Source organism: Streptomyces canus, assembly GCF_041435015.1.
GTDB lineage: Bacteria > Actinomycetota > Actinomycetes > Streptomycetales > Streptomycetaceae > Streptomyces > Streptomyces canus_G.
Genome location: NZ_CP107989.1, coordinates 3271575 through 3298114, shown reverse-complemented (window position 1 = coordinate 3298114; position 26540 = coordinate 3271575). Strand labels below are relative to the sequence as shown.

Sequence of the window (26540 nt, the reverse complement as noted above, 5' to 3'; positions counted from 1 at the left end):
CACTAACGCTCCTGGTTGTAGGTGCTGTCAGAACCGAAGCCCTGACCGTTCGTTTCACTGCCTGCGTTGCGACCCCGCTGGACACCGCGACGCAGATTGCTCAGCCTGCCCCGGACGTCCTCGGGAGCACGGGAGACCGATGGGCCCCCCTGGGGGGTGGACTCGGCGGCTCCCTCGACCAGGTTGGCCTTGGGCACCCGCCGCGGCAGACCGGAGGAGGTGACCCCGCCCGCCTTGGGCTTCCGGAGCTGGGAGGCCTGCTGCCACCGCGCGTCGTTGGCCGAGCGCCATGATTCGCCGCCGCCGTTGCTCTCCGGCGCGGAGGCCGACGGCTCCTGGTTCGCGTGCCGCGTGCCGTTCGAGCCGTTGGCGCCGCTGCCGGTGGAGCCACGGCGGGGGAGCCCGGCGTCGGTCAGCTGGTGACCCACGGTGGCGGGGGCCGGCCCCGGACGTTCGAAGCCTACGCGGTCGCGCTCACTCACGTCAGCGGCCTGCGCAGATTCCGCTTCCGGAGCGTACTGGTCCGGGTAGCCGTTCTGGTAACCGTCCGGCTGCGGCCAGTCATCCTGGTAGCGGCGCTCCTCGAATCCCGAGAAGGTCTCCGGCGCGGACGTGTGGACCGCCGGGGGCTCCTCCTGGACCGGCTCCGCATAGGAGGGTTCCGGGTAGCCGCCGCCGGCGGAGAAGGAGTCGTTCTGCGGCAGGCCACCGTTCTGCGCGAAGTACGGCTCGTCGTACGCCGGGCGCTTCGGCTCCTCGTACGCCGTCTGCCGCTGCTCCTCGTACGGCGCCTGCTGCGCCTCCTCGTACGACGTCTGCTGGTCGTACGCGGCGGGCTGCTGCTCCGGGTAGCCGCCCCGGCCGTTGTCGTAACCGGTCTGCGGGGCGCTCTGGGGAGCGTCGAACGCGTCGGTGTACGACGGGTTCGGACCCTGGAGAGCGGCCGGCTCGCCGCCGTTCTGGGACTCCAGGGCCGCGCGGCGCTCCTCGCGCATCAGGGAGCGGCCGACCGGGTCCAGCTCGCGTATGTCGTCCGGGACCTCGGAGTAGCGGCTGTCGTCGAAGCCGAGCTCCGCGGCCGTACGCATCGGCAGGCCGTTGTTGAAGTTCTCGCCGCCGAAGTTCTGCTCCGGGATGATCTGCGAGACGGTGAACTCGTCACGGTCCGGCTGGTGCTCGCCGCCGCCGCCGTGGGTGATCGCGTCCGGCAGCATGACCAGCGAGGTGGTGCCGGCCTGCTCGCCCGAGGGGCGCAGCTGGACGCGGATGCCGTGCCGGTCGGACAGACGGCCGACCACGAACAGGCCCATGCGCTGGGATATCGCCGCGTCGACGGTGGGCGGGTTCGCGAGCTTGTGGTTGATGTCCGCGAAGTCCTCGGCGGTCAGACCGATGCCCTTGTCGTGGATCTCGATCATGATGCGGCCGTCGGGCAGCCGGGTCGCGGTGACGCGGACCTTGGTCTGCGGCGAGGAGAACGTGGTGGCGTTCTCCAGGAGCTCGGCGAGCAGGTGCACGAGGTCGGTGACCGCGCGGCCGTGGATCTCGGCCTCCGGGACACCGGACAGCTCGATGCGCTCGTACTGCTCCACCTCGGAGGAGGCGGCGCGCAGGACGTCGACCAGCGGGACCGGCTGGTCCCAGCGGCGGCCGGGCTCCTCGCCGGCGAGGACCAGGAGGTTCTCGCCGTTGCGGCGCATACGGGTCGCGAGGTGGTCCAGGCGGAAGAGGTTCTCCAGCTGGTCCGGGTCGGCCTCGTTGTTCTCCAGGTCGGTGATCAGGGTCAGCTGGCCCTCGATCAGCGACTGGTTGCGCCGGGACAGGTTGGTGAAGATCGCGTTGATGTTGCCCCGCAGCAGGGCCTGCTCGGAGGCGAGTCGTACGGCCTCGCGGTGGACCTGGTCGAAGGCGCGGGCGACCTCGCCGATCTCGTCCTTGGTGTTGATCGGGATCGGCGCGACCCGGGTGTCGACGCGGCCGGGGTCGGTGCGCGAGAGCTGGTCGACCAGCATCGGCAGGCGCTGCTCGGCGATACCGAAGGCGGCGTTGCGCAGCTGGCGCATCGAGCGGGACATCTGGCGGGCGACCGCGCCGGCCAGGATGAACGCGAGGAGCAGGGCGACCACGACGGCGGCACCCACGATGAACGCGTCGCGCTTGGCGTCGTCGGCGATGCTCGCGGCCTCGTTCACCGCGGTGTCGGCCAGGTCGGTCTCGATCTGGCGGTAGGCGTTGTACTTGAGGGTGTTGACCGCCCACCAGTTCTCGGCGGTGATGCCGTCCTTGCCGAGCGCCTCACGGGCGCTCTGGTCCATCGACGGCAGCTGGGCGAGGCTGGAGACCATGTCCACGGGGTTGGACGGCGGCGGAACGTAGTTCGGGTTCTTGGCCGCGGCCTCCTTCGCGAGCGCCGCGCCCTCGGCCTGGATCTGCTTCTTCGCGGTGTCGAGCTTCGCCGCGTCGGCCGCGGTGCCACCGCCGACGTACTCCTCGACGGCGATGCCCTCCAGATACGCGTACGAGGAGAGGGCGACCTTCTGGCTGGCGAAGCTGCTCAGCCCGGGGCCGGGCTTGATCAGCAGGTGCATGCCGATGGAGCGCTGCAGCGACAGGGCCGCCTTGGTGAGCTCGATGGCGTAGACGGTACGGCCGTAGCTGGTGATGTTGCCGGTGCCCAGGCCGAGCTCGTTGGCGAACTCCGTCAGCGGGTGCGCGATCTGGGTGTAGCCCTCTTCGGTCTTGACGCCGGTGAGCTTGGAGGAGGTGTAGGCGCCCGCGCGCAGCGTCTGGAGCCCTCCCTCGCCGTCCCGGAACAGTGTGAGGCGGCGCTGCAGGCCCGCCTTCTGCGGCATGTTCTGGGCGGCCTCGTCGAAGGCGTCCGCGGCCTCGTCGGTCTTCTTGCGGGCGGCGACGACCGTGGCGTTGTCCTGGCCCTGGCCGCTCAGCAAGGGGGCGGCGGTGCTGTCGCGCTCCTGGTAGAGGGCGTCGGCGTAGCTGAGAGAGGCTCGCACCAGACGGGCGGTGTTCTCCGCGTCCTCGGCCTCACGCCAGGTGTCGATCGAGCTCTTGACCTGGAAGCCGCCCATGACGAGGCCGACGATCACGGGTATGAGCAGGATCGCGTTCAGCCGGGTGGGCACCCGCCAGTTGCGCGGGGAGAACCGGCCACCGCTGGACGACGGCGCGGCCGTCGAGTCCGCACCGGGCACAGGGGCGGGCGCCGCTCCGCGCGGCGGCGGGGTGAAGTTGCCCCGGGCCGACGGCTCGGGACCGTTCTTGCTTCGCCTCACTCGACCAACAACCTCTCGGAGGGGTCGGCACCTACGTTGTGCCGCAGTCTCTCAGAGCCCAGTGTCATCGACTGATGAGTACGTCTTTGACTATTGGGCAGTTCACGCATTCCAGCACGACGTCCTCCGCACCACCAAACAGTGGTACGCGCGGATTCCGCGTGATGTAAGCCCCAGATAAAACGGTCATAAAGAGCGAGCCCCGTCAAAAGACGGGGCCGTTGTGAGCGCAGCGAGACCGGTTGGCAACCACGCGTGGCCGTACCACCCGATTCCTCTGCCGAAACGTTATGAACGCCGGGGCCGACCGTGTCAAAGACCACAGCCGGCTCCGGGACATCTACGACAACTGCCGTATGACGCTTTTGATTTGGGAGCTGATCGACACGTCTTCGGGGCGTTACCGCAGACGCGCCATGAGGGCGTGCTCGACCAGCGTGATCAGGGCACTCTTGGCGTCCGACCGGTGCCGGGCGTCCGTCGTGATGATCGGTGCGTCCGGCCCGATCTGCAGGGCCTCGCGCACCTCCTCGGGAGCGTACGGCTGGTGCCCGTCGAAGCCGTTGAGGGCCACGACGAAGGGCAGACCGCTGTTCTCGAAGTAGTCGACCGCGGGGAAGCAGTCGGCCAGGCGCCGGGTGTCGACCAGCACCACTGCGCCGATGGCGCCGCGGACCAGGTCGTCCCACATGAACCAGAAGCGGTCCTGACCGGGCGTACCGAAGAGGTACAGGATCAGGTCCTGGTCGAGCGTGATGCGGCCGAAGTCCATGGCGACCGTGGTGGTCGTCTTGTCACCGGTGTGGGTGAGGTCGTCGATGCCCGCCGACGCGGACGTCATCACGGCCTCGGTGCGCAGCGGGTTGATCTCGGAGACGGCACCCACGAACGTGGTCTTGCCGACACCGAAGCCACCCGCCACCACGATCTTCGCGGAGGTGGTCGCCCGCCCTCCGTCAGAGCTTGCGAAGTCCACTGAGCACCCTTTCGAGCAGCGTCACATCGGGAGCGCCGCCGTTGTTCTCGTCGCCGCCCGGCTGGTGGATGGCCACCAGTCCGGCCTCGGCGAGGTCCGCGACGAGGATCCTGGCCACGCCGAGCGGCATGGCGAGCAGCGCCGAGACCTCGGCGACCGACTTCACCTCACGGCACAGGTGGCAGATGCGCTGGTGCTCGGGGAGGAGCCCCATCAGCGCCGCCGGGTCGGCCGTGGTGCTGATCAGAGCCTCGATGGCGAGCTGGTAGCGCGGCCGGGTCCGGCCGCCGGTCATCGCGTACGGACGTACCAGCGGCTGGTCGCCCTCATCCTCGTACGGCTCCGCGTACGGATCATGAGAGGCGGTGGGCGGGGTCATGAATCCTCCGGGCGGGACAGCAAGTCGGTCGGGCAAGCCGTCTGAAGAGGCCGGTGGGGGGATTGTGGCGGCCGGACGGTGATGTGGTGTGACGGGTGGATCCGGGCGGGTCAGTGGAGCAGACTGCCTTGCAGCTCGGCTCGCAGGTCGGGCGTGAGCACTGCGCCCGCGCGGTCGACGAGCAGGGCCATTTCGTATCCGACCAGGCCGATGTCGCATTCCGGGTGGGCGAGGACCGCGAGCGAGGAACCGTCGGAGACGGACATGAGGAAGAGGAATCCCCGCTCCATCTCCACCACGGTCTGGGCCACGCTGCCGCCCTCGAAGATCCGTGAGGCACCCGCCGTGAGCGAGGTCAGCCCCGAAGCGACGGCCGCCAGCTGATCGGCACGGTCGCGCGGGAAGCCCTCGGACATCGCCAGCAGAAGGCCGTCGGCGGACACGACGACGGTGTGGGACACCCCTGGGGTGTTGTCCACGAAGTTGGTGATCAACCAGTTGAGGTTCTGTGCCGCCTGGCTCATCGGGCTCAACTAACGCTCCTGCTGGTGAGTGGGGTTCGGGAAGCTGCCCGTCTGGCCGTTGCCGCCGACCTGACGACCTTGCGCGATACCCCGACGGAGATTGGTCAGCCGGCCGCGCACGTCGTCAGGCGCACGCGAGACAGCCGGACCGCTTTGGTGCTGTTGCTGCTGAGCCGTACCCGGGACGAGGTTCGCCCTGGGCACCCGGCGCGGCAGACCGGAGGTGGTGACACCGCCCGCGGCCGGCTGGCGGACACGCTCCGCCTGCCGGACGAGGTCGTCGTTGGGCGAACTGCGCCAGCCCGCGGAGGCCGCGGGCCGTTGCGGAGCGCCGGCTGAACTCTGTGGGGCCTCGGGAGCCTGCTGCTGCCGCGGTGCCGTAGCCGGGGAGGAGCCGTTGCCGTTGGCCGGCTGCCCCTGTCCCTGCTGCTGGCTGCCGTGGAACCAGTTGGTCTCCAGCGTGTCGTACAGCGGCGTCCGGCCGTCACCGGGACCCGCCGGCGGCAGCGCCTCCGGCTCCTGGCGGACCGGCCGCTGCTGCGGACGCGGCGGCATGGGCGGCCGCGGGGCGCCGAAGTCGGCGCCGTTGGCCTGGGGGCGCTCGAACTGGCCCGTGGACGCGGGGTCCTGACGACCCGGCAGGGAATGCTGCCCGGTGGAGCTGCCGTCATAGCCCGGCATCGCGAACTGGCCGGTCGAGCCGCTGTCGTACGCCTGCGGCGTCGCGAACTGCCCGGTCTGCGAACCGCTGTTCTGCCCCGGCGGAGTACCGAAGACGTCCGGGCGGACGAACTGGCCCGGGTTCTGCGGGTCGTTCGTGACAGGGCGGGGGAACTCGCCCGTGTCCTGGGGGCCGTTGGATCCCGGCCGCGGGAACTGACCCGTGTTCTGCGGGCCGACCGTACCCGGACGGGGGAAGTCGCCCTGCGGACCGTTCGCACCCGGCCTCGGGAACTGGCCGGTGTTCTGCGGCGCGTCGAAGTCCGGCCGCGGGAACTCGGAGGTGCTCGCGGGACCCCGGTGGTCGTCGATCCGCGGCATCCGCGAGGTGGCGGCCGGGTCCTGCTCGTCGTGGCCGCGCGGGACGTCGAGCGAAGCGCGCGGCACCGGCGGCTGCGCGTTCTCGTCGCTCCAGCTCGGCGTCCGGGGCTGCTGGTTGCCGCCCGGCAGCTCGGCCCGCGGACCACCGCGGCCCGGCAGCTGCGGCCGACGGCGCCGGCCGCCCGGCTCGGGAGCCTGGCCGGCGTTCGGGGCCTGCGACTGCGGGGGTACGGGACCCCGGCCGCCGAAGGCGTCCTGGCCGCCGCCGAAAGCGTCCTGACCGTTGAAGGCGTCCTGACCCGGACCGCCCGTGCCCGCGGCCTGGAGGCCCTGCGGAGCACCCGGTGCCTGGCCGCCGAACCCGGCGCCGGCGGGAGCGGGCCGACCCTGCGGGGGCGTACCGGGACCCTGCGGTCCTCGCGGTCCCCCCGGCGCACCGGGACGACCGCCCTGGCCACTGCCGGGCAGTGCCGCCCGCGGTCCCTGACCGGAGCTGAGCCGTCCGCCCGAGGGGGCACCGGCACCGAGAGCGCCACCGCCCGCGCCACCGGGCGCACCGCCAAGGGCACCGCCCTGGCCGTTGCCGCCACCACGACGGGCCGCGGCCACACCGGCGGCGGCCTGGGCCGCCGCGGGGGTACCGGGGGCGCCCTGGCCGGGCTTGGGCTGGGGCTTCTTGCCGCCCTGGGCGACATCCACGGGCAGCATGACCAGCGCGGTCGTACCACCGGAGTCGGAAGGCCGGAGCTGGATGCGGATGCCGTGGCGCTGCGACAGCCGGCCGACCACGAACAGACCCATGCGGCGGGAGACGGAGACGTCCACGGTGGGCGGCGAGGCGAGCCGCTCGTTGATCGCGGCGAGGTCCTCGGGGGAGAGGCCGATGCCGGTGTCGTGGATCTCGATCAGCACCCGGCCGTCGGGCAGCGCGTGACCGGTGACCTTGACCTTGGTCTGCGGCGAGGAGAACGAGGTCGCGTTCTCCAGCAGCTCGGCGAGCAGGTGCACGAGGTCGTTGACCACGCGGCCGGCCACTTCGGTGGTCGGCACGGAGGCCAGCTCGATGCGCTCGTACTGCTCCACCTCGGACGCGGCGGCACGGAGCACGTCGACCAGCGGGACCGGGCGGGTCCAGCGGCGGCCGGGCTCCTCGCCCGCGAGGACGAGGAGGTTCTCACCGTTACGGCGCATGCGGGTCGCGAGGTGGTCGAGCTTGAAGAGCGAGGAGAGCTGGTCCGGGTCGGCCTCGCGGGACTCCAGCTCGGAGATGAGCGAGAGCTGGCGCTGGATGAGGCCCTGGGAGCGGCGCGAGAGGTTGGTGAACATCGCGTTGACGTTGCCCCGCAGCAGGGCCTGCTCGGCGGCGAGGCGGACCGCCTCGCGGTGCACGTCGTCGAAGGCCGCGGCCACGCGGCCGATCTCGTCCCGGGAGTGCACACCGACCGACTCCACGGACGTGTCGACGTCCTGCGGGTCGGACTCGGACAGCTGCTTGACCAGCTCGGGCAGCCGGTCCTGGGCGACCTTGGTGGCGGTCTCCTGGAGGCGGCGCAGCGAGCGGATCATGGACCGGGCCACGACGAAGGCGCCGACCAGCGAGACGCCGAGCACGAGCAGGATCAGCGCACCGGCGATGATCGCGTCGCGCTCGGTGGCGCTGCGCAGCTCGCGGGCCTTCTGCTCCATGTCCTCGAGCAGCGTGTGCTCGATGTTGCCCATCTGCTGGATCTTGGTCGAGCTGTCGTCGACCCAGTCCTTGTAGGAGCGCTTGTCCAGGTCGGCGAGGCCTCCCTGGCGGCCGAAGGCACGGCCGGCGTACTGGTCGGCGGCCTCGATGTTCGAGTTGCCGTCCTCGATGGGCTGCAGGAGCTCCTCGGCGTTGTTGTCGCCGTAGATGCTCCGGAAGGTGTTGAGGTCGGACGCCTCACTGTCGAGCGCACCCTGGCCGTACAGCCGGTCGGTCTCGGAGAGGTTGCCCAGCGTCTTGTTGGACGCGGGCAGCGCCGCCGCGAGGATCGCGCGCTGGCTGGACGCGTACTCCTTGGCGGAGGAGAAGGCCGCCAGGGCACGCGTGCTCTGGATCATCTCCGGGTTGCTGGTCGCCTGGGCCATGTCCTGCGAGAGGTCGAGCAGGTGGGTGATCAGGCGGTGGTAGGACTCGACCGTCTGCGTCGCGTTGCCCTTGGTCTCGTAGGCGTCGCCGCGGATCTTGCTCAGCGTGTCCAGGTCGCGGACGAGGCCGACGAGGCTGTCGCGGACGCCCTGGAGATTGCCGTCCTTGCCGGCGGTGTCGATGTCCTCGGCGGCGTTGATGAAGTTGGTCGCCGCCCGGTCCGTCTTGTCCCGGTAGCCCTTGACCGTGATGTTGCTCGCCGTGGAGTCGTGCGCCAGCGGACCGGCCGACTGGTCGCGCTCCTCCTGGAGGGCCGCGGCCAGCTCGGTGGCCTGCTTCGTCATCTCCGTCAGCAGCTTCATGTTGTCGAGCTGCTGAATGTCGTCCATGGAGTCGTTGATGCGCAGCGCGCCCAGCGAGGTGGCCGCCACCACGGGGAGCGCGAGCAGCGACACCAGGCGCGTGGAGATACGCCAGTTGCGCAGGGCCACGCGCGATCCCGGGCCGTTCGGGCCCTTCGGGGGCTTCACCGTCGGCTTGGCCGCGGCCGCCGGGCCCGAGGACGCCGACGTGCCGAGGCGCCCGGGGCCGGAACCGCCGTCGACGCCCGGGCCCGGGTTCTGGGCGTGCTGGGGGGAGGAACTGCCGACATTGGGGCCAGTCCCGCCGTGCTGCTCCGGCTCGGCCGAAGCGCTGCCATCCCTCTTGAAACGTCCCTGCACTAGCGTCGCAACCTCTGGACCAGGCGCTCCTCCGCAGAACGGCGGAGCACGGTGTCGGCGTTGTGGGGAGCGCCCTGAATACGCACCCCGGGTGGTCTGAGTGACCGGCGCTGCTCCCCCTTCTCACCGCCGCTCGGCGCTTCTCTGCGCCCCCTGTGCGCCGGTTCGATCCCGCAGCGGTCCGTGGAATTCCAGCACAGTGCCGGATCTCCAACAAGGTCCGAGGGTCAGACCGTGACCTACGTGACACCACGTGAGGGCAGAGTTACCGGGTGTGGGAAGCGTTCTCGTCGAAAACGGGCATAAGTCCGCGAGTCCCCCTGCGGGGGGAGGTGTCCCAGTCGCCATGATCAGGAGCGGAATGATGGCTTCAGGGGGGCAATGTCCGTTTCGTTGGGGTGAGTTAAGGTTACGGATTGTCCGTTTTGCCCACAGGTCAGTGAGCAAACTCACACGCCGATCATGAGGTCTTCGCGGCTTCGGCGGGGAATGGCATGTTTAGCCTGGCGCTTTACAAGAAGGCTCCATCTGTCCACACCACCACTGTCGAGGTCGAGTACAACCGTGAAGACGACGATGATGTTCCGCAACATTGCCAACCCGCGGCGCACGACGCTGGCGCACCTCGAGGACGCCGACGCACTGCAGATCCCGGAGCAGCCGGAGCACTCGCTCGTCCTCCCGGCCCAGACCGCCAACCCCCGGCGGACGGTCCTGATGGAGATCCCGGTCTCCGCCGCCAAGTAACCGTAGCGCGCCCGGATCACCGCCCCGCGGGCAGGTGGCCCGGGCGCATCACGCGAGGCACGGGCCTGTCCCAGCGCCTCGGGGCACCCCTCCCCGCGTTAGCCTGGAGCGTCAGACTCCAGCCGGCCGAGTAGAGGGGCGCCCAGATCCCGTGCGCATCGCCAGATTCTCCATCGACGGGAACGTCGCCTTCGGCGCGGTCGAGGGCGACAGGCCGGACGAGCTCGTCCTCGACATCATCAAGGGCATCCCGTTCGTGGACTTCGAGCTCTCCGGTACGAAGGTCCCGCTCAGCAAGGTCCGGCTGCTGCCCCCGGTGCTCCCCAACAAGGTCGTGGCGTACGGCCGTAACTACGCCGACCACGCGAAGGAACTCGGCAACGAGGTCCCGGACGTCCCCTTCGCCTTCTTCAAGCCCTCCACCTCGGTGATCGGCCCCGGCGACGAGATCCAGTACCCCTCCTTCTCGGCGGACGTCCACCACGAGGCCGAACTCGCCGTCGTCATCGGCCGTATGTGCCGCGAGGTGCCGCGCGAGCGCGTCAAGGACGTGATCTTCGGCTACACCTGCGCGAACGACATCACCGCCCGGGACGTCCAGAAGCGCGAGAAGCAGTGGGCGCGGGCCAAGGGCTTCGACACCTCCTGCCCGCTGGGCCCCTGGGTGGAGACGGACCTGGACCTGGAGACGGCCTCCGACCTGACGATCCAGCTCACCGTCAACGGCGAACAACGCCAGCTCGGCCGCACCAGCGAGATGATCCACCCGATCGAGGATCTGATCGTCAACATCTCCGAGGCCATGACGCTGCTCCCCGGCGACGTGATCCTCACGGGCACCCCGGCAGGCGTCGGGCCGCTCACCGTCGGCGACGAGGTCGCCGTCACCATCGAAGGCATCGGCACTCTCACCAACAAGGTTGTCAAGCGTGGCTAGCGCACCCGTCCGCGTACGTTTCTGCCCCTCGCCCACCGGTAACCCCCACGTGGGCCTGGTCCGCACCGCCCTGTTCAACTGGGCGTTCGCCCGGCACCACCAGGGCACGCTCGTCTTCCGCATCGAGGACACCGACGCGGCCCGCGACTCCGAGGAGTCCTACAACCAGCTGCTCGACTCGATGCGCTGGCTGGGCTTCGACTGGGACGAGGGCCCCGAGGTCGGCGGCCCGCACGCGCCGTACCGGCAGTCGCAGCGGATGGACCTCTACAAGGACGTCGCCGCCAAGCTCCTGGACGCCGGTCACGCCTACCACTGCTACTGCTCCCAGGAGGAGCTGGACACCCGTCGCGAGGCGGCTCGCGCGGCCGGCAGGCCCTCGGGCTACGACGGCCACTGCCGCGACCTGACCGACGAGCAGGTCTCCACGTACGTGGCCGAGGGCCGTACGCCCATCGTCCGCTTCCGTATGCCCGACGAGACGATCACCTTCACGGACCTGGTCCGCGGCGAGCTGACCTTCACCCCGGAGAACGTGCCGGACTACGGGATCGTACGAGCCAACGGGGCGCCCCTCTACACGCTGGTGAACCCGGTCGACGACGCGCTGATGGAGATCACGCACGTCCTGCGCGGCGAGGACCTGCTGTCCTCCACCCCGCGCCAGATCGCCCTGTACAAGGCGCTGATCGAGCTGGGTGTGGCGAAGTCCGTGCCCGCCTTCGGGCACCTGCCGTACGTGATGGGCGAGGGCAACAAGAAGCTCTCCAAGCGTGACCCGCAGGCCTCGCTCAACCTCTACCGGGAGCGCGGCTTCCTGCCCGAGGGCCTGCTCAACTACCTGTCCCTGCTGGGCTGGTCGCTCTCGGCGGACAAGGACATCTTCACCACCGACGAGCTGGTCGCGGCCTTCGACATCGCGGACGTGAACCCCAACCCGGCGCGCTTCGACCTGAAGAAGTGCGAGGCGATCAACGCCGACCACATCCGTCTCCTGGACGTGAAGGACTTCACGGAGCGCTGCGCCCCGTGGCTCAAGGCTCCCTTCGCCCCCTGGTCCCCGGAGGACTTCGACGAGTCGAAGTGGCAGGCGATCGCCCCGCACGCCCAGACCCGTCTGAAGGTCCTCTCGGAGATCACCGACAACGTCGACTTCCTCTTCCTCCCCGAGCCGGTCTTCGACGAGCCGTCCTGGGCGAAGGCGATGAAGGAGGGCTCGGACGCCCTGCTCCGCACCGCCCGCGAGAAGCTGGAGTCCGCCGACTGGACCTCGCCGGAGTCCCTCAAGGAGGCCGTCCTGGCGGCCGGCGAGACCCATGGCCTCAAGCTCGGCAAGGCCCAGGCCCCGGTCCGCGTGGCCGTCACCGGCCGCACGGTCGGCCTGCCCCTCTTCGAGTCCCTGGAGATCCTGGGCAGGGAGACGACGCTGGCCCGCATCGACGCGGCGCTGGAGAAGCTGACGCCGTAACGCACGCACGCGCGAGGGGCGGCAACCGGGGACTCCGGCTGCCGCCCCTCGGCGTCTCAGACCGCGTCGCTCTCGTCGATCAGGTAGGCGCTTTCGTCGAAGATCTCCAGCACCACGACGACCATGATCGCGCCGGCCACCATGTACTCCAGCATCACGCCGGGCGCCACATAGGCCTTGCGCAGGTGCTCATCGGGCCCGAGCTGCGCGGTCGATGTCTTGCGGAACGGGTCACGAGCCAGTATCCGCACGGCCTTGTCCAACTGGGCTCGACGCTCTCCGGGCAGAGCGTCGTACGTCGCCCGGGCCTCGACGGTGAACTGGACGCGGTACTCGGTCATGAGCCCAGTGTGCCAGTCCGCGCCGCGTCGCCCGCCCGAGTCCTGAGGGGCCGCAATCGCCGGACGCGGCCCCGGATGCCGGGTTACCGTCGGATCATGAGCATCAGGGCCGTGGTCTGGGACGTGGACGACACCCTCTTCGACTACACGGGGGCCGACCGCATCGGGATGCGTCTGCATCTGGCGGCCGAGGGGCTGCTCGAGGCGTACGAGAACGTCGAGCAAGCCATCGTGCGGTGGCGGGCGATCACGGAAACCCAGTGGGCGCGGTTCTCGGCGGGGGAGGTCGACTTCCAGGGTCAGCGGCGGGACCGGGTACGGGTGTTCCTGGGCGAGGAGCTGACCGACACGGAGGCGGACGCCTGGTTCCAGCGGTACATCGCGCACTACGAGACCGCCTGGACCCTCTTCCCCGACGTGCTGCCCGCCCTCGACGCCCTCGCCGCCAGTCACCGACACGCCGTGCTGTCCAACTCCAGCATCCGCGTCCAGGACCACAAGCTGCGCGTGCTCGGCGTGCACGACCGCTTCGAGGTCATCCTGTGCGCCGCCGAACTGGGCGTCTCCAAGCCCGAGGCCGGAGCCTTCCTCGCGGCCTGTGACGCCCTGGAGCTGGCCCCGCACCAGGTGGCGTACGTCGGCGACCACCCGGAGATCGACGGCCGGGGCGCCGCCGAGGCCGGACTGCTGTCGGTCTGGGTCGACCGCGACGGCAGTGTGCACGCCCATGTCCCCACCCCCGCCGGACCGCGGCGCATCGCCTCGCTCGCCGAACTCCCCGCGATCCTCGGCGCGGATAGTCGTTTTGGAGCCCCGTCCACCTTCAGGTAATGTTCTTCCTGCGCCGCCGGGGAGCGGGCCGAAAGGCCGGGATCCGGAGGAGCAAACTAGAACAAGATCCCCGTAGGGGCTTGAGTTCCAGTGGCCTATGGTGTAATTGGCAGCACGACTGATTCTGGTTCAGTTAGTCTTGGTTCGAGTCCAGGTAGGCCAGCTCGCAGAGCTCATCTGCAAAGGCGGAGATCAACTCCGCGAAGCCCCCGTTGTGTAGCGGCCTAGCACGCTGCCCTCTCAAGGCAGTAGCGCCGGTTCGAATCCGGTCGGGGGTACAGATCCTTCCCGGAGGGTCAGTCAGGGTCGCACCCGCTGACGTTCATGCAGGATCGCTAGGGCCCCCGTTGTGTAGCGGCCTAGCACGCCGCCCTCTCAAGGCGGTAGCGCCGGTTCGAATCCGGTCGGGGGTACGATTTACTCTAAATCACCTTGGTCTATGGTGTAATTGGCAACACTACGGTTTCTGGTACCGTCATTCTTGGTTCGAGTCCAGGTAGACCAGCTCGGACCTGCGGAAACGCAGGCTCCACGCCCCCGTTGTGTAGCGGCCTAGCACGCCGCCCTCTCAAGGCGGTAGCGCCGGTTCGAATCCGGTCGGGGGTACGTAGAGGAAGGCCCTTCACTTCGGTGGAGGGCCTTCGCCGTGCCCGGGTCATGCGAAGCCGTAGCGCCGCGTCGACTCCTCCTCCTGGGCCAGCCGGTGCAGCGACTGCAGCAGCGGCTCGTTGAGGATCGCGCCCAGGATCGCGAACTCGATCCACTCCGCCTCCGACGGGTGCGTCTCCAGGTTGTCCAGGTCGAGGACGGCTGTCCGGTGCATCAACTCGGCGTACGGCGCGAGCTGTTCGGCTCCCCACGCGTAGCCGAGCCGGCGGAACGCGGCCACCGCCACCACCAGCGAGCGGTACGCGGGGGAGATGGTCGTCAGCTGCTTGGCGTTCTCCCAGTCGAGCCGGTCCAGGAGTGCGGTGACCTCCTGGTGCGCGGCCCGGACGTACTCGTCGTCCTCGTCCGGCTCGGGCACCTGCGGCAGGGCCCACAGCGCCGCGCCGAGACGGATCGAGCGGCCCAGGGAGTCGTCGTCCACGTGTCCGAGGACCTCGCGCACCTTCGCCACCGGCACTCGGCCCACCTGGATCATCGCGCGCACCAGCCGCAGCCGACGTAGATGCTCCTCGTCGTACTCGGCCGTCGTGGCGTTGATCTGGCGGCCCGGCGGCAACAGCCCTTCGCGCAGGTAGTACTTGATCGTCGCGGTGGACACACCGCTGTGCTCGCTGAGTTCGGCCAGCCGCATCTCTTGCACCCCCTCTCGGATACCGGCACTATCCAAGCATGCGCAGTCGGATAGTGCTGCTCGCCAACGAGGGGGTTCCATGGTCGGGAAGAAGGTCGTCGCAGGCCGCACCACCGCGTCCGCGGAGAGGGACGTGGTCGTCCTGCTGATCGGGATGCGCATCAACCACTTCTGGGCCGTGCACCACTGGGTCCCGGTCTTCCTGGCCATGCCGCGGATGCTGCGGGAGCTGCGGAGGGCTCCGGAGCGGGGGCTGCTCTCGCATGTGCTGCTGACGGCCTCACCGCGGACGTACTACGTCGTCCAGTACTGGGAGTCGAAGGAGAAGCTGTACGCCTACGCGCACTCGCCGGAGATGTTCCACCACAGGGCGTGGGCGATCATCAACCGCAAGGAGAAGGCGGGGAGGGCACGGCAGCACGTGGGGCTGTGGCACGAGGCGTATGTGGTGCCGGAGGGGTCCTACGAGTCGATCTACGCGGACATGCCGGCGTTCGGACTCGCCGCGGCACATGGACAGGTGCCGGTCGCCGCGCGCGGGCGGTACGCGAAAGAGCGGTTCGCCCATCGGTCCGGGGAGTCGGCGGACGCCTGAACGTCATAGGGGGAGCCCTGTGGGGCGTATAGGAGCTGTCGGTGGGTGCTCGCGCACTTCCCCGCGCTCCTTCGGGTGGGTCCGATCCCCGTAGGTCCAAGATCTGCCGCGGCGTTGAGGCTGGTCCTGAGCCGACGGGGATACGACCGTCCCCTGCTCCTCAGCCCGTGCGGCGCAGTGCCTCGGAGAGGCGGGCGGCGGCGTCGATGACCGCCTGGGCGTGCATGCGGCCCGGGTGGCGGGTCAGGCGCTCGATGGGGCCGGAGACCGAGACGGCGGCCACCACGCGGTTGGAGGGGCCGCGTACGGGCGCGGACACGGACGCCACGCCCGGCTCGCGCTCGCCGATGGACTGGGCCCAGCCGCGGCGCCGTACGCCCGACAGGGCCGTGGCCGTGAAGCGGGCGCCCTGGAGACCGCGGTGCAGACGCTCCGGCTCCTCCCAGGCCATCAGGATCTGGGCCGAGGAGCCGGCCTTCATGGTGAGCGTCGAGCCGACCGGGACCGTGTCCCTGAGGCCCGACAGGCGCTCCGCCGCGGCGACGCAGATACGCATGTCGCCCTGGCGGCGGTAGAGCTGTGCGCTCTCGCCGGTGATGTCCCGCAGATGCGTGAGCACCGGGCCGGCCGTCGCGAGGAGGCGGTCCTCGCCGGCGGCCGCGGCCAGCTCGGCGAGGCGCGGGCCCAGAATGAAACGGCCCTGCATGTCGCGTGCCACCATGCGGTGGTGTTCCAGAGCCACGGCCAGCCGGTGGGCCGTGGGTCGTGCCAGTCCGGTCGCCGCGACCAAGCCCGCGAGGGTGGCCGGACCGGACTCCAGAGCGCTCAGGACAAGGGCTGCCTTGTCCAGAACGCCGACGCCGCTACTGTTGTCCATGAAACGATACTCACGTCTCACTCTGTGAAACGCAAGTTCCTTTTTTCGTGAGACGCGCAACCCTTGTAGACACAGCGGCCCGGTGACCGTACGGGCCGGGTGACGGGCGCCCGTGAACTGGGGCCGGGCGCCGTCTCCTCAAGATCTCTAGTTGGGCCGGTGGACGTTTGCCGGCCGGAGGGAAAGCGATGGGTAGGACACTCGCGGAGAAGGTCTGGGACGACCATGTCGTCCGGCGCGCCGAGGGCGAGCCCGACCTCCTCTTCATCGATCTGCACCTGCTGCACGAGGTGACCAGCCCGCAGGCCTTCGACGGTCTGCGCAAGAGCGGTCGCCAGGTGCGCCGGCTCGACCTGACCATCGCCACCGAGGACCACAACACCCCGACCCTCGACATCGACAAGCCGATCGCCGACCCGGTCTCGCGTGTCCAGCTGGAGACGCTGCGCAAGAACTGCGCCGACTTCGGCGTCCGCCTGCACCCGCTGGGCGACGTCGAGCAGGGCGTCGTGCACGTGGTGGGTCCGCAGCTCGGACTGACCCAGCCCGGCATGACCGTGGTCTGCGGCGACTCGCACACCTCCACGCACGGCGCCTTCGGCGGCCTGGCGTTCGGCATCGGCACCTCCCAGGTGGAGCACGTCCTGGCCACCCAGACGCTGCCGCTGGTCCGCCCGAAGACCATGGCCATCACGGTCGACGGAGAACTGCCCGACGGCGTCACCGCCAAGGACCTGATCCTGGCGATCATCGCCAGGATCGGCACCGGCGGCGGCCAGGGGTACGTCCTGGAGTACCGCGGCTCCGCCATCGAGAAGCTCTCGATGGAAGCCCGCATGACCATCTGCAACATGTCGATCGAGGCCGGCGCCCGCGCAGGCATGATCGCCCCCGACCAGACCACCTTCGACTACCTCGAGGGCCGCCCGCACGCGCCCAAGGGCGAGGACTGGGACGCGGCCGTCGCGTACTGGAAGACGCTGAAGACGGACGAGGACGCCGAGTTCGACGCCGAGGTCGTCATCAAGGCCGACGAGCTGGCGCCGTTCGTCACCTGGGGCACCAACCCCGGCCAGGGCGCGCCGCTTTCGGCGGACGTCCCCGACCCTGCTTCGTACGAAGACGCTTCGGAGCGCCTCGCCGCCGAAAAGGCCCTGGAATACATGGGGTTGGAGGCTGGGCAGCCGCTGCGCTCCATCAAGGTGGACACCGTCTTCGTAGGTTCATGCACCAACGGCCGTATCGAGGACCTGCGCGCCGCCGCCGAGCTCGTCAAGGGCCGCAAAGTCGCCGACGGCGTACGGATGCTGGTCGTCCCCGGCTCCGCGCGCGTGGGTCTGCAGGCCGTCTCCGAGGGCCTGGACGTCGTCTTCAAGGAGGCCGGCGCCGAATGGCGGCACGCGGGCTGCTCGATGTGTCTGGGCATGAACCCGGACCAGCTGGCCCCCGGTGAGCGCTCCGCGTCCACCTCCAACCGCAACTTCGAGGGCCGGCAGGGCAAGGGCGGTCGTACGCACCTGGTGTCGCCGCAGGTCGCGGCCGCGACCGCCGTCCTCGGCCACCTGGCTTCGCCCGCCGACCTGTCCGACGCCCCTGTCGCCGCTGGAGTCTGAGAGTCATGGAAGCATTCACCACGCACACCGGCCGGGCCGTCCCGCTGCGCCGTTCCAACGTCGACACCGACCAGATCATCCCTGCTCACTGGCTCAAGAAGGTCACGCGGGACGGGTTCGAGGACGGACTGTTCGAAGCCTGGCGCAAGGACGAGAAATTCATCCTCAACCAGCCCGAGCGCAAGGGCGCCACGGTCCTGGTCGCCGGCCCCGACTTCGGCACCGGATCCTCCCGTGAGCACGCGGTGTGGGCGCTGCAGAACTACGGCTTCAAGACCGTCATCTCCTCCCGCTTCGCCGACATCTTCCGTGGCAACTCGCTCAAGAACGGCCTGCTCACGGTGGTTCTGGAGCAGAAGATCGTGGACGCGCTCCAGGGGCTCACGGAGAACGACCCCGAGGCCGAGATCACGGTCGACCTCCAGGCCCGCGAGGTGCGCGCCGAGGGCATCACGGCGAGCTTCGAGCTGGACGAGAACTCCCGCTGGCGGCTGCTGAACGGCCTGGACGACATCTCCATCACCCTCCAGAACGAGGCCGACATCGCCACGTACGAGGCCAAGCGGCCCTCGTACAAGCCGAGGACGCTCCAGAGCTGACCCCGAGGGCGGCCGGAACACCCGGAACCCTCCTTCGGAGCAACTGAACAGGTCGAGTTTCGGCCACCTCAACACCCCCGCCGTACCCCCGATCAGCCCGATCGGGGGTACGGCCGTGTCTGCGCCCGGACGGCCTCGCGCGCTGCGACACGCCCGTTCAACTTCCCACGTTACGGCGGGTGTTGTCGGGGTACGCGTCCCTTGTAGCCGTGGCTTCCGGATGTGCCCGGAAGGCCGTTTGAGGCGGCAGTTGCACCCCTAGCAGGCGACAACTCGCCCCAGATGGCACAATCTGTGCATGGAACACGACGGCCAACTCGAGCTCTATGCGGCAGTCGCGGACCAACTCAAGGAAGCGCACGCAAGAGTGCGCGCACTGCAAGTCCCGGAGGGCGTACGGATGGCGCTGACCCGGAAGCTGCTGGTCATTACGGCCGCGGCCAAGCACGACGTCGTCGAAGCGACAAGGCGTCTGGAGGGGTTCATGGCCGACCTCGACGCGGGGCGGATCCCGGAAGAGGAACGCTGAACAAGTCCAGAGCAGCCGAGTTCGTTGCGGCACAAGGGTGATAAGCCCGTTTCGTGTTTGATTTGCGGTATATATCTGCCTAACGTGCGAAAAAGCTTGAACACTTTCGTTCGGGCAATGTCTCCGAAGGGGAAGACGTGAACAAGGCGCAGCTCGTAGAAGCGATTGCCGACAAGGTCGGCGGCCGCCAGCAGGCCGCCGACGCGGTCGACGCGGTCCTGGACGCCATCGTCCGCGCGACGGTCGCGGGCGACCGGGTCTCGGTCACCGGCTTCGGTTCGTTCGAGAAGGTCGACCGGCCGGCCCGTTACGCCCGTAACCCCCAGACGGGCGAGCGGGTTCGGGTCAAGAAGACCTCCGTTCCGCGCTTCCGCGCGGGCCAGGGCTTCAAGGACCTGGTGAGCGGCACGAAGAAGCTCCCGAAGAACGACGTCGCGGTCAAGAAGGCGCCCAAGGGCAGCCTGACCGGCGGGGCTTCGGCCACGGTCAAGAAGGCGGCCGCGAAGAAGGCCACCGCCAAGACCGCTGCCGCCAAGAAGACCACCGCGAGGAAGACGACGGCCAAGAAGACGACGGCCACCGCGAAGAAGACCACGGCGAAGAAGGCGCCCGCCAAGACCACGGCGACCGCCAAGACCACCGCCGCGAAGAAGACCACCGCCAAGAAGGCGACGGCCAAGAAGGCCCCGGCGAAGAAGGCGACCGCCAAGAAGGCCCCCGCCAAGAAGTCGACGGCTCGCACCACCACCGCCAAGAAGGCCACGGCCCGCAAGAGGTAAGGGCACAGGGCACTCACGCGCCGGGCCGGACTCCGCATCGGAGTCCGGCCCGCGGCGTGTGCACAGGGGGTTCAGACAGGGGGTTCAGAAGGTCTGGAGGGTCACCAGCGTGACCTTCTTGTCCCCGTCCATCTCGATGCGCACGCGCTGTCCGGGACGCAGCAGCCTCAGACCGCCCGCGTCGAACGCCGGTGTGTCGAAGGGGACGGGGGTGCCGTCGTCGAGAAGCACCTGCCCGCTGCGGCTTTCGGGGTCGTACGTGTACGCGGTCGCCTGCATGGCCGCAGCCTACTGCCCGGGAATCAGCAACCGCGCAGCGGCGGCGGCCGTCCGGGGGCCCACACCGAGGGCGAGCGCGGCCCGCAGATCCTCGCCGGTGTCCACGTCCTGTCGTACGGAATCCACCTCGGTGAGGGGGAGTTCCGTCGCTCCCGAGGCGCGATGTCGTGCGCGGGAATCCGGGCCGAAGGCCGGGAGCAATTCCGCGTCTTGTCGGGCCGCCAGCAGAGTGGTGCCGATTGTTGCGGCGTCCGCGAGAAAAGCGCGCGGGAATTCCGCGGCAGCGTCGAGGACCCGGGCCAATTCCAGGGGCCGTAGCGCCGGGAGATCGGCGTTCAGGGCCGCGAGGGCGCTTTCGGGACGCGTGGACCGTACGACGGCCGCCGCGTGCGACAGGGCCGCGTTCAGGCCGCCCCCTGGTTCGTCGGGGACGATCCGGGCGCCCAGGGCCACCAGCTCGCGGCCCGCCAGGGCGTCATTCGTGACTACCGCCACATCACCGACCGCGGGGCAGGCCAGCGCGGCCGCCACGGTGTCCTGGGCGAAGGCGAGGGCCAGACCCGGGCGTACCCCGTCGTCGGCGGTGTCCGAGAGCCTGCTCTTGGCCCGCGCCAAGGGCTTCAGCGGGATGACCAACGTCCACTGCACGCGTGTTCCGTCCTTCTCTTGTGGCGGCCATTGTCACTCAGTCGTCACGCGGCCCATCTGGCGGTGTCGGTGGCGGGGCGTACGGTGTTCTCGACAGACCGGCGGCCTGGGGCGACACTTGTGCGGCCCCCCAGGCCCTAGAGGAAGGTGTCCGCGTGCCCCGCCGCAGAATCGGCTTCTGGTACCGCCTGGCAGCGGTGATCGCCAAACCGCCGCTCGTGGTTCTGATCAAGCGGGACTGGCGCGGAATGGAGCATATTCCGGCCGACGGCGGATTTATCACTGCGGTCAACCATAATTCGCACATCGATCCCTTCGCGTACGCGCACTTCCAGTACAACACCGGACGCGTTCCGCGATTCCTCGCGAAGAGCGGTCTTTTCAGCAAGGGATTCATCGGCGCCATGATGCGCGGCACGGGGCAGATTCCCGTCTACCGCGAGACCACGGACGCGCTCAGCGCCTTCAGGGCCGCCATCGACGCCGTGGACCGCGGCGAATGCGTCGCGTTCTACCCCGAGGGCACCATCACCCGGGACCCCGACCAGTGGCCCATGATCGGCAAGACCGGTGCCGCGCGGGTGGCCCTCCAGACCAAGTGCCCGGTGATCCCCGTCGCGCAGTGGGGCGCCAACGAACTCCTGCCGCCCTACGCCAAGAAGCTCCACGTGCTTCCGCGCAAGACCTCGCACGTCCTGGCGGGCCCGCCCGTGGACCTGTCGCCCTTCTACGGCAAGGAGATGACCCCGGACCTCCTGAAGGAGGCCACCGAGGTCATCATGGCCGCCGTCACCGCCCAGCTGGAGCTGATCCGCGGCGAGAAGGCGCCCGAGACGGCGTACGACCCGCGCCGCGAGCGGATCGAGCAGCGGCGCCGGACCCAGGCCCAGAGCGGCCACGAGGGGGAGAAGACCAAGTGAGCAAGCCCGTCAAGGCGGCCGTCTTCGGTACCGGTTCCTGGGGCACCGCGTTCGGCATGGTGCTCGCCGACGCGGGGTGCGAGGTCACCCTGTGGGCGAGGCGTCCCGAACTCGCGGAAGCCGTCAACTCCACGCGGACGAACCCGGACTACCTCCCCGGCGTCGAACTCCCGGAGAACCTCCGGGCCACGGCGGACGCCGCGGAGGCAGCGCGCGACGCGGAGTTGACCGTCCTCGCGATCCCCTCGCAGACCCTGCGCGCCAACCTCGCCGAGTGGACCCCCCTGCTCGCGCCCGACACCGTCCTCGTCTCCCTCATGAAGGGCGTCGAACTCGGCTCCGCCATGCGGATGAGCGAGGTGATCGAGGACGTCGCGAAGGTCGGCGCCGACCGCATCGCCGTGGTCACCGGCCCCAACCTCGCGCGGGAGATCGCCGCCCGGATGCCGGCCGCCGCCGTGGTCGCCTGCACCGACGAGGCGGTCGCCCGGCGGCTCCAGGCCTCCTGCCACACGCCGTACTTCCGCCCGTACACCAACACCGACGTGGTGGGCTGCGAACTCGGCGGCGCCGTGAAGAACGTCATCGGCCTCGCCGTCGGCATCGCGGACGGCATGGGCCTCGGTGACAACGCCAAGGGCTCGCTCATCACGCGCGGTCTCGCGGAGACGACCCGGCTCGGACTCGCCATGGGCGCCGACCCGCTGACGTTCTCCGGACTCGCCGGTCTCGGCGACCTGGTGGCGACCTGCTCCTCACCGCTGTCGCGCAACCACACCTTCGGCACCAACCTCGGCAAGGGCATGACCCTGCAGGAGACCATCGCGGTCACCAAGCAGACCGCGGAGGGCGTCAAGTCATGTGAGTCCGTGCTGGATCTGGCCCGCAGGCACGGCGTCGACATGCCGATCACCGAGACCGTCGTCGGCATCGTGCACGAGGGCAAGGCCCCGGTGGTCGCCGTCAAGGAGCTGATGTCGCGCAGCGCGAAACCCGAACGACGCTGAGCTACGGCCTCGCTTTTTGCCTCGTTCGCCGCGGGGGCGCACGCTGTATCGAGGCACTACCAACGGGTACTCTCAACGCGATATGAGCACCGAGAACCTCCCCCAGAGCCCTCAGCAGCCGCCTCGCAAGCCGCGCGTGGCCGTCGTGTTCGGCGGGCGCAGCTCCGAACACGGGATCTCCGTGGTCACCGCCGGCGCCGTACTGCGCGCCATCGACCGGACCAAGTACGACGTCCTGCCGATCGGTATCACCCGGGACGGCCGCTGGGCGCTCACCGCCGACGAACCGGAACGCATGGCGATCACCGAGCGCCGTACGCCGAGTGTCGAGGAACTCGCCGAGTCGAGCGAGGGCGGCGTGGTGCTCCCCGTCGACCCCGCGAACCGTGAAGTCGTCTACAGCGAGCCCGGATCGGTGCCCAAGGCGCTCGGCGAGGTCGACGTCGTCTTCCCCGTCCTGCACGGCCCCTACGGCGAGGACGGCACCCTGCAGGGCCTCCTGGAGCTCTCCGGCGTCCCGTACGTCGGCGCGGGTGTGCTCGCCTCGGCCGTCGGCCAGGACAAGGAGTACATGAAGCGGGTGTTCACCTCCTTCGGGCTCAAGGTCGGCCCGTACGTGGTGATCAGGCCGCGCGAGTGGCAGCGGGACGAGTCCGCGGCCCGCAAGAAGATCGTCGACTTCGCGGGCCAGCACGGCTGGCCGCTGTTCGTGAAGCCCGCGCGCGCGGGTTCGTCGATCGGCATCACCAAGGTCGACGACCTGTCCGGCCTGGACGAGGCGATCGCCGAGGCACAGAGCCACGACCCGAAGATCCTCGTGGAGGCGGCGCTGCGGGGCCGCGAGATCGAGTGCGGTGTCCTGGAGTTCGAGGACGGCCCGCGCGCGTCGGTCCCGGCCGAGATCCCCCCGCCGCAGGAGCACGCGTACTACGACTTCGAGGCGAAGTACATCGACTCGACCCCGGGGATCGTGCCGGCGCCGCTCACGCCCGAGGAGACGGCCGAGGTCCAGAAGCTCGCGGTCGACGCCTTCGACGCGGCCTCCTGCGAGGGCCTGGTCCGCGCGGACTTCTTCCTCACCGAGGACGGCGAGTTCGTGATCAACGAGATCAACACGCTCCCGGGCTTCACGCCGATCTCGATGTACCCGCAGATGTGGGAGAAGAGCGGGATCGGTTACCCGGAGCTGGTGGACAGGCTGATCGAGGCGGCACTGCGCAGGCCGACGGGACTTCGTTAACCGGTCGGCAGCTAGTCGGCGATCCCCTCGGGGATCGCCTTCTTCACCGTGGACGCCAGATCCACCAGGGGTGCCATGCCGTCGTCGGTGCGGTCCTTGGGGATCGTCACCTCGACGTACGCCTTCCGCAAAGTCGTGGTGAACCGGAACGAACCGTCGTCCTGCTTCTCCAGCAGCCAGCCGACCCCGTTCACCTCGACCCCGTCGGCTTCCGGGTCGTCCATCTTCGAGGGTCGCTCGACACCGCACCGCAGTATGATCGCCGGGTCACCCCAGCCCGCGGTCAGCGCGGACACGGGCTCGGGATCCCGACGGTCCTGGTCGTCGACCTTGGACGGCAGTACCCGGTCCAGTTCTCGGCAGAGCTTCGTGACGCCCGCCCCCGGCGAGGGAACCGCCGCCGACGCGCTGTCGTCCGCGGAGGAGCAGCCCGCGACCGTGATCAGCAGGGCGAGCGCGGGCAGACCGAGAGGCCGGTGACGGAAGAAGTTCACCGGCCAAGGGTAGACGGGGGCTACAGATGGACGACCGGGCAGGTCAGGGTACGGGTGATGCCATCCACCTGCTGGACCTTGGCGACCACCAAGCGACCCAGGTCGTCCACGGTGTCGGCTTGTGCACGGACGATCACGTCATACGGTCCTGTCACGTCCTCGGCCTGGATGACTCCAGGAATCTTGCTGATCGTCTCGGCGACGGTCGACGCTTTGCCGACATCCGTCTGGATCAGGATGTACGCCTGTACCACGGAACCTCCAGGGCGGCCACGAGGATCATGTGGGGAAAAGGAACGCCACGGTATCGCGTCGCCGCTCGTCGCGGGGAGACCCGCGGGGGCGTGGACGCCTGTGCCGGGGTGCGGACACGACGAACACCGAAGAAGCTGACGGTCCCCTCGACCGTATCGAGGACACTGTTGACGCGCGACCGGGCACGGCACGGCACAGAAGGGGCGTAAGGGCAATGAAGGGCACTGTTGGTGAGCTCGGTGAGTTCGGGCTCATCAGGGAGCTCACCTCCCGTCTCACCACCACCCCGGCGGTCCGGGTGGGTCCCGGCGACGACGCCGCGGTGGTCGCCGCACCCGACCGCAGGGTCGTGGCGAGCACCGACATCCTTCTGGAGGGTCGGCACTTCCGCCGCGACTGGTCCACGGCCTACGACGTCGGCCGCAAGGCGGCCGCGCAGAACCTCGCGGACATCGCCGCCATGGGTGCGGTGCCGACCGCCCTGCTGCTCGGCCTGGTCGTGCCCGCCGAACTCCCCGTCACCTGGGCCTCGGAGCTCATGGACGGCCTGCGCGACGAGTGCCAGGTCGCGGGCGCGTCGGTGGTCGGCGGGGACGTCGTACGGGGAGACACGATCATGGTCTCCATCACCGCCCTCGGCGATCTGCGGGGCCAGGAGCCGGTGACCCGGGCCGGCGCCCAGCCGGGCGACCTCGTCGCGGTGACGGGCTGGCTGGGCTGGTCCGCGGCCGGGTACGCGGTGCTCTCCCGCGGCTTCCGCTCGCCTCGCGCGTTCGTCGAGGCACACCGGCGCCCCGAGCCGCCCTACCACGCGGGCCCGGCCGCCGCGGCGCTCGGCGCGACCGCGATGTGCGACGTGAGCGACGGGCTGATCGCCGACCTCGGACACATCGCCGAGGCCAGCAAGGTCCGCATCGACATCCGTTCCGGCGCGATCGACATCCCCACGCAGATGAACGACATCGGGCAGGCCGTCGGTGTCGACCCCATGCAGTGGGTGCTGAGCGGGGGAGAGGACCACGCGATCGTGGCGACCTTCTCGCCGGACGTGAAGCTCCCGGCCCGCTGGAAGGTGATCGGCGAGGTCCTCAACCCCTCGGCGCTGCCCCAGGTGACGGTCGACGGGGCGCCCTGGACGAGCAAGGGCGGCTGGGACCACTTCGGCGGGGACATCGAGTCGTGAAGCCCCTGGTGCTCACCGTGGCCGGCTCCGACTCCGGCGGAGGCGCCGGGATCCAGGCCGACCTGAAGACCATGCTCGCGCTCGGCGTGCACGGCATGAGTGTCGTCACGGCCGTCACCGCGCAGAACTCCCTCGGCGTACAGGGTGCCTGGGAGCTGCCCGTCGAGGCGGTGCGGGCCCAGTACCGCAGTGTCGTGGACGACATCGGCGTCCAGGCCGTGAAGACCGGGATGCTCGCTTCGGCCGAACTCGTCGAGGCGGTGGCCGAGTTGCTCGGAGCCACGGATGCCCCGGCCGTGGTCGATCCGGTCGGCGTCTCCAAGCACGGGGACCCGCTGCTGGCCGCGTCCGCCCTGGAGTCCGTACGCACGAGGCTGCTCCCGGTCGCCACGGTCGCCACCCCGAACCTCGACGAGGTGGCACAGCTCACCGGCGTCCGGGTCGAGTCGGAGTCCGGTATGCGAGAGGCCGCCGAGGCGATCCTGTCGTACGGACCGACGTGGGTGCTCGTCAAGGGCGGCCATCTGACCGGCGACGCCGTCGACCTGCTCACCGACGGCCGTACGGAGCACTGGCTGCGCGCACCTCGCCACGACAACGGGCACACGCACGGAACGGGCTGCACCCTGGCCTCCGCGATCGCCTCGCAGCTCGCGAAGGGACGGTCCGTGCCGGAGGCGGTGGCGGCCGCCAAGGAGTACGTCACCGGGGCGATCGCCGCCGGGTTCGCCCTCGGCGGCGGAATCGGCCCTGTGGATCATGGATGGCGGTTCCGCTAGTACGCGGACGCGCCGTACGTGGACACGGCAAAAAGCCGGCCCACCTCTCGGTGGACCGGCTCAGTGCAGCGAAC

26 protein-coding genes and 5 tRNA genes are annotated in these 26540 nt (G+C 69.7%); 19 read left to right on the top strand and 12 right to left on the bottom strand.

The features are described from left to right. Positions 1-2: 2 nt before the first annotated feature. The 5 genes from OG841_RS14585 to OG841_RS14565 all read right to left on the bottom strand — a co-directional run bounded on the left by OG841_RS14585 (position 3) and on the right by OG841_RS14565 (position 9045). On the bottom strand, positions 3-3290 hold the full coding sequence (locus OG841_RS14585) for a sensor histidine kinase (protein WP_365122501.1): 3288 nt from the start codon (positions 3288-3290) through the stop codon (positions 3-5). A gap of 400 nt (positions 3291-3690) precedes the next feature. Beyond that, positions 3691-4266: a GTP-binding protein gene (locus OG841_RS14580; protein ID WP_037744164.1), complete on the bottom strand. Its 576-nt coding sequence runs from the start codon at positions 4264-4266 to the stop codon at positions 3691-3693. Beyond that, complete coding sequence (locus OG841_RS14575; RefSeq protein WP_003973454.1) at positions 4247-4645, bottom strand: DUF742 domain-containing protein; 399 nt, start codon at positions 4643-4645, stop codon at positions 4247-4249. The genes OG841_RS14580 and OG841_RS14575 overlap by 20 nt, the downstream gene beginning before the upstream one ends. Positions 4646-4755: 110 nt before the next feature. Then, positions 4756-5169: a roadblock/LC7 domain-containing protein gene (locus OG841_RS14570; protein ID WP_003993189.1), complete on the bottom strand. Its 414-nt coding sequence runs from the start codon at positions 5167-5169 to the stop codon at positions 4756-4758. A 9-nt stretch (positions 5170-5178) separates the two neighbouring features. Then, on the bottom strand, positions 5179-9045 hold the full coding sequence (locus OG841_RS14565; protein ID WP_328641084.1) for a sensor histidine kinase: 3867 nt from the start codon (positions 9043-9045) through the stop codon (positions 5179-5181). Between the two features lie 564 nt (positions 9046-9609). On the opposite strand from OG841_RS14565, the gene OG841_RS14560 reads away from it, so the two are divergent. The 3 genes from OG841_RS14560 to gltX all read left to right on the top strand — a co-directional run bounded on the left by OG841_RS14560 (position 9610) and on the right by gltX (position 12197). Then, positions 9610-9792 carry a hypothetical protein gene (locus OG841_RS14560; RefSeq protein WP_371565575.1) on the top strand — a complete coding sequence of 61 codons (183 nt, stop codon included), beginning with the start codon at positions 9610-9612 and terminating at the stop codon, positions 9790-9792. A gap of 151 nt (positions 9793-9943) precedes the next feature. Continuing rightward, positions 9944-10729 (top strand): fumarylacetoacetate hydrolase family protein, encoded by a 786-nt coding sequence (locus OG841_RS14555; protein ID WP_371565573.1) that lies wholly within the window; start codon positions 9944-9946, stop codon positions 10727-10729. Further along, positions 10713-12197, top strand: a complete 1485-nt coding sequence (gltX, locus tag OG841_RS14550) for a glutamate--tRNA ligase (RefSeq protein ID WP_371565572.1) — start codon at positions 10713-10715, stop codon at positions 12195-12197. The genes OG841_RS14555 and gltX overlap by 17 nt, the downstream gene beginning before the upstream one ends. A gap of 56 nt (positions 12198-12253) precedes the next feature. Here gltX and OG841_RS14545 read toward each other — a convergent pair whose 3' ends face one another. Continuing rightward, positions 12254-12538: a type II toxin-antitoxin system RelE family toxin gene (locus OG841_RS14545; protein WP_057616454.1), complete on the bottom strand. Its 285-nt coding sequence runs from the start codon at positions 12536-12538 to the stop codon at positions 12254-12256. A gap of 96 nt (positions 12539-12634) precedes the next feature. On the opposite strand from OG841_RS14545, the gene OG841_RS14540 reads away from it, so the two are divergent. The 6 genes from OG841_RS14540 (at position 12635) to OG841_RS14515 (ending at position 13975) form a co-directional block, all read left to right on the top strand. Beyond that, positions 12635-13369, top strand: coding sequence for an HAD family hydrolase (locus OG841_RS14540; protein ID WP_365122487.1), 735 nt, complete (start codon positions 12635-12637; stop codon positions 13367-13369). Positions 13370-13460: 91 nt separating this feature from the next. Then, a tRNA-Gln gene (locus tag OG841_RS14535) sits at positions 13461-13532 on the top strand. A gap of 42 nt (positions 13533-13574) precedes the next feature. Next, a tRNA-Glu gene (locus OG841_RS14530) sits at positions 13575-13647 on the top strand. A gap of 62 nt (positions 13648-13709) precedes the next feature. Continuing rightward, positions 13710-13782 (top strand) — tRNA-Glu (locus OG841_RS14525). A gap of 20 nt (positions 13783-13802) precedes the next feature. Continuing rightward, positions 13803-13874, top strand: a tRNA-Gln gene (locus OG841_RS14520). A 28-nt stretch (positions 13875-13902) separates the two neighbouring features. Then, positions 13903-13975, top strand: a tRNA-Glu gene (locus tag OG841_RS14515). A gap of 49 nt (positions 13976-14024) precedes the next feature. On the opposite strand, the gene OG841_RS14510 is transcribed toward OG841_RS14515, so the two are convergent. Further along, positions 14025-14669 carry a MerR family transcriptional regulator gene (locus OG841_RS14510; RefSeq protein ID WP_371565570.1) on the bottom strand — a complete coding sequence of 215 codons (645 nt, stop codon included), beginning with the start codon at positions 14667-14669 and terminating at the stop codon, positions 14025-14027. A gap of 79 nt (positions 14670-14748) precedes the next feature. On the opposite strand from OG841_RS14510, the gene OG841_RS14505 reads away from it, so the two are divergent. Further along, positions 14749-15264, top strand: a complete 516-nt coding sequence (locus OG841_RS14505; protein ID WP_328641090.1) for a DUF4188 domain-containing protein — start codon at positions 14749-14751, stop codon at positions 15262-15264. Between the two features lie 160 nt (positions 15265-15424). Here OG841_RS14505 and ndgR read toward each other — a convergent pair whose 3' ends face one another. Next, positions 15425-16141 carry an IclR family transcriptional regulator NdgR gene (gene ndgR, locus OG841_RS14500; RefSeq protein WP_007384919.1) on the bottom strand — a complete coding sequence of 239 codons (717 nt, stop codon included), beginning with the start codon at positions 16139-16141 and terminating at the stop codon, positions 15425-15427. Positions 16142-16329: 188 nt separating this feature from the next. Here ndgR and leuC point away from each other — a divergent pair, with 188 nt between their 5' ends. The 4 genes from leuC to OG841_RS14480 all read left to right on the top strand — a co-directional run bounded on the left by leuC (position 16330) and on the right by OG841_RS14480 (position 19661). After that, a complete protein-coding gene (gene leuC, locus OG841_RS14495; RefSeq protein WP_266559217.1) occupies positions 16330-17754 on the top strand; it encodes a 3-isopropylmalate dehydratase large subunit in 1425 nt (474 codons plus the stop codon). A 5-nt stretch (positions 17755-17759) separates the two neighbouring features. After that, positions 17760-18353 (top strand): 3-isopropylmalate dehydratase small subunit, encoded by a 594-nt coding sequence (leuD, locus tag OG841_RS14490; RefSeq protein ID WP_328641091.1) that lies wholly within the window; start codon positions 17760-17762, stop codon positions 18351-18353. 298 nt (positions 18354-18651) lie between these two features. Continuing rightward, positions 18652-18882, top strand: a complete 231-nt coding sequence (locus OG841_RS14485; RefSeq protein ID WP_007384922.1) for a hypothetical protein — start codon at positions 18652-18654, stop codon at positions 18880-18882. 137 nt (positions 18883-19019) lie between these two features. Further along, on the top strand, positions 19020-19661 hold the full coding sequence (locus tag OG841_RS14480) for an HU family DNA-binding protein (RefSeq protein WP_328641092.1): 642 nt from the start codon (positions 19020-19022) through the stop codon (positions 19659-19661). A gap of 84 nt (positions 19662-19745) precedes the next feature. Here OG841_RS14480 and OG841_RS14475 read toward each other — a convergent pair whose 3' ends face one another. Beyond that, positions 19746-19940 carry a hypothetical protein gene (locus OG841_RS14475; protein ID WP_371565558.1) on the bottom strand — a complete coding sequence of 65 codons (195 nt, stop codon included), beginning with the start codon at positions 19938-19940 and terminating at the stop codon, positions 19746-19748. Between the two features lie 9 nt (positions 19941-19949). Continuing rightward, the gene (cofC, locus tag OG841_RS14470) at positions 19950-20588 is read right to left on the bottom strand and encodes a 2-phospho-L-lactate guanylyltransferase (RefSeq protein ID WP_328641093.1); all 639 of its coding nucleotides are present in this window, start codon (positions 20586-20588) and stop codon (positions 19950-19952) included. Positions 20589-20743: 155 nt separating this feature from the next. Between cofC and OG841_RS14465 the strand changes: the two genes are divergently transcribed. The 3 genes from OG841_RS14465 (at position 20744) to OG841_RS14455 (ending at position 23755) form a co-directional block, all read left to right on the top strand. Continuing rightward, a complete protein-coding gene (locus OG841_RS14465) occupies positions 20744-21508 on the top strand; it encodes a lysophospholipid acyltransferase family protein (RefSeq protein WP_328641094.1) in 765 nt (254 codons plus the stop codon). Further along, the gene (locus OG841_RS14460; protein ID WP_371565555.1) at positions 21505-22515 is read left to right on the top strand and encodes an NAD(P)H-dependent glycerol-3-phosphate dehydrogenase; all 1011 of its coding nucleotides are present in this window, start codon (positions 21505-21507) and stop codon (positions 22513-22515) included. The genes OG841_RS14465 and OG841_RS14460 overlap by 4 nt, the downstream gene beginning before the upstream one ends. Positions 22516-22597: 82 nt before the next feature. Next, entirely contained in the window at positions 22598-23755 is a 1158-nt protein-coding gene (locus OG841_RS14455; RefSeq protein ID WP_328641096.1) for a D-alanine--D-alanine ligase family protein, read from the top strand. A gap of 11 nt (positions 23756-23766) precedes the next feature. Here the strand turns inward: OG841_RS14455 and OG841_RS14450 are convergent, their stop codons facing one another. Then, positions 23767-24249: a DUF3515 domain-containing protein gene (locus OG841_RS14450; protein WP_328641097.1), complete on the bottom strand. Its 483-nt coding sequence runs from the start codon at positions 24247-24249 to the stop codon at positions 23767-23769. A gap of 20 nt (positions 24250-24269) precedes the next feature. Further along, positions 24270-24503 carry an Lrp/AsnC family transcriptional regulator gene (locus tag OG841_RS14445; RefSeq protein ID WP_057616476.1) on the bottom strand — a complete coding sequence of 78 codons (234 nt, stop codon included), beginning with the start codon at positions 24501-24503 and terminating at the stop codon, positions 24270-24272. 215 nt (positions 24504-24718) lie between these two features. Between OG841_RS14445 and OG841_RS14440 the strand changes: the two genes are divergently transcribed. Both OG841_RS14440 and thiD read left to right on the top strand, forming a co-directional pair. Continuing rightward, on the top strand, positions 24719-25687 hold the full coding sequence (locus tag OG841_RS14440) for a thiamine-phosphate kinase (RefSeq protein WP_059208497.1): 969 nt from the start codon (positions 24719-24721) through the stop codon (positions 25685-25687). Next, positions 25684-26466 (top strand): bifunctional hydroxymethylpyrimidine kinase/phosphomethylpyrimidine kinase, encoded by a 783-nt coding sequence (gene thiD / locus OG841_RS14435; protein WP_371565551.1) that lies wholly within the window; start codon positions 25684-25686, stop codon positions 26464-26466. Before OG841_RS14440 ends, thiD begins: the two co-directional genes overlap by 4 nt. Positions 26467-26540 lie beyond the last annotated feature (74 nt).

Coding starts and splice junctions, on each gene's coding strand:
- OG841_RS14575 (WP_003973454.1), bottom strand. CDS start 4,645: ATGACCCCGCCCACCGCCTCTCATGATCCGTACGCGGAGCCGTACGAG.
- OG841_RS14570 (WP_003993189.1), bottom strand. CDS start 5,169: ATGAGCCAGGCGGCACAGAACCTCAACTGGTTGATCACCAACTTCGTG.
- OG841_RS14545 (WP_057616454.1), bottom strand. CDS start 12,538: ATGACCGAGTACCGCGTCCAGTTCACCGTCGAGGCCCGGGCGACGTAC.
- OG841_RS14540 (WP_365122487.1), top strand. CDS start 12,635: ATGAGCATCAGGGCCGTGGTCTGGGACGTGGACGACACCCTCTTCGAC.
- OG841_RS14510 (WP_371565570.1), bottom strand. CDS start 14,669: ATGCGGCTGGCCGAACTCAGCGAGCACAGCGGTGTGTCCACCGCGACG.
- OG841_RS14505 (WP_328641090.1), top strand. CDS start 14,749: ATGGTCGGGAAGAAGGTCGTCGCAGGCCGCACCACCGCGTCCGCGGAG.
- ndgR (WP_007384919.1), bottom strand. CDS start 16,141: ATGGACAACAGTAGCGGCGTCGGCGTTCTGGACAAGGCAGCCCTTGTC.
- leuC (WP_266559217.1), top strand. CDS start 16,330: ATGGGTAGGACACTCGCGGAGAAGGTCTGGGACGACCATGTCGTCCGG.
- leuD (WP_328641091.1), top strand. CDS start 17,760: ATGGAAGCATTCACCACGCACACCGGCCGGGCCGTCCCGCTGCGCCGT.
- OG841_RS14485 (WP_007384922.1), top strand. CDS start 18,652: ATGGAACACGACGGCCAACTCGAGCTCTATGCGGCAGTCGCGGACCAA.
- OG841_RS14475 (WP_371565558.1), bottom strand. CDS start 19,940: ATGCAGGCGACCGCGTACACGTACGACCCCGAAAGCCGCAGCGGGCAG.
- OG841_RS14455 (WP_328641096.1), top strand. CDS start 22,598: ATGAGCACCGAGAACCTCCCCCAGAGCCCTCAGCAGCCGCCTCGCAAG.
- OG841_RS14440 (WP_059208497.1), top strand. CDS start 24,719: ATGAAGGGCACTGTTGGTGAGCTCGGTGAGTTCGGGCTCATCAGGGAG.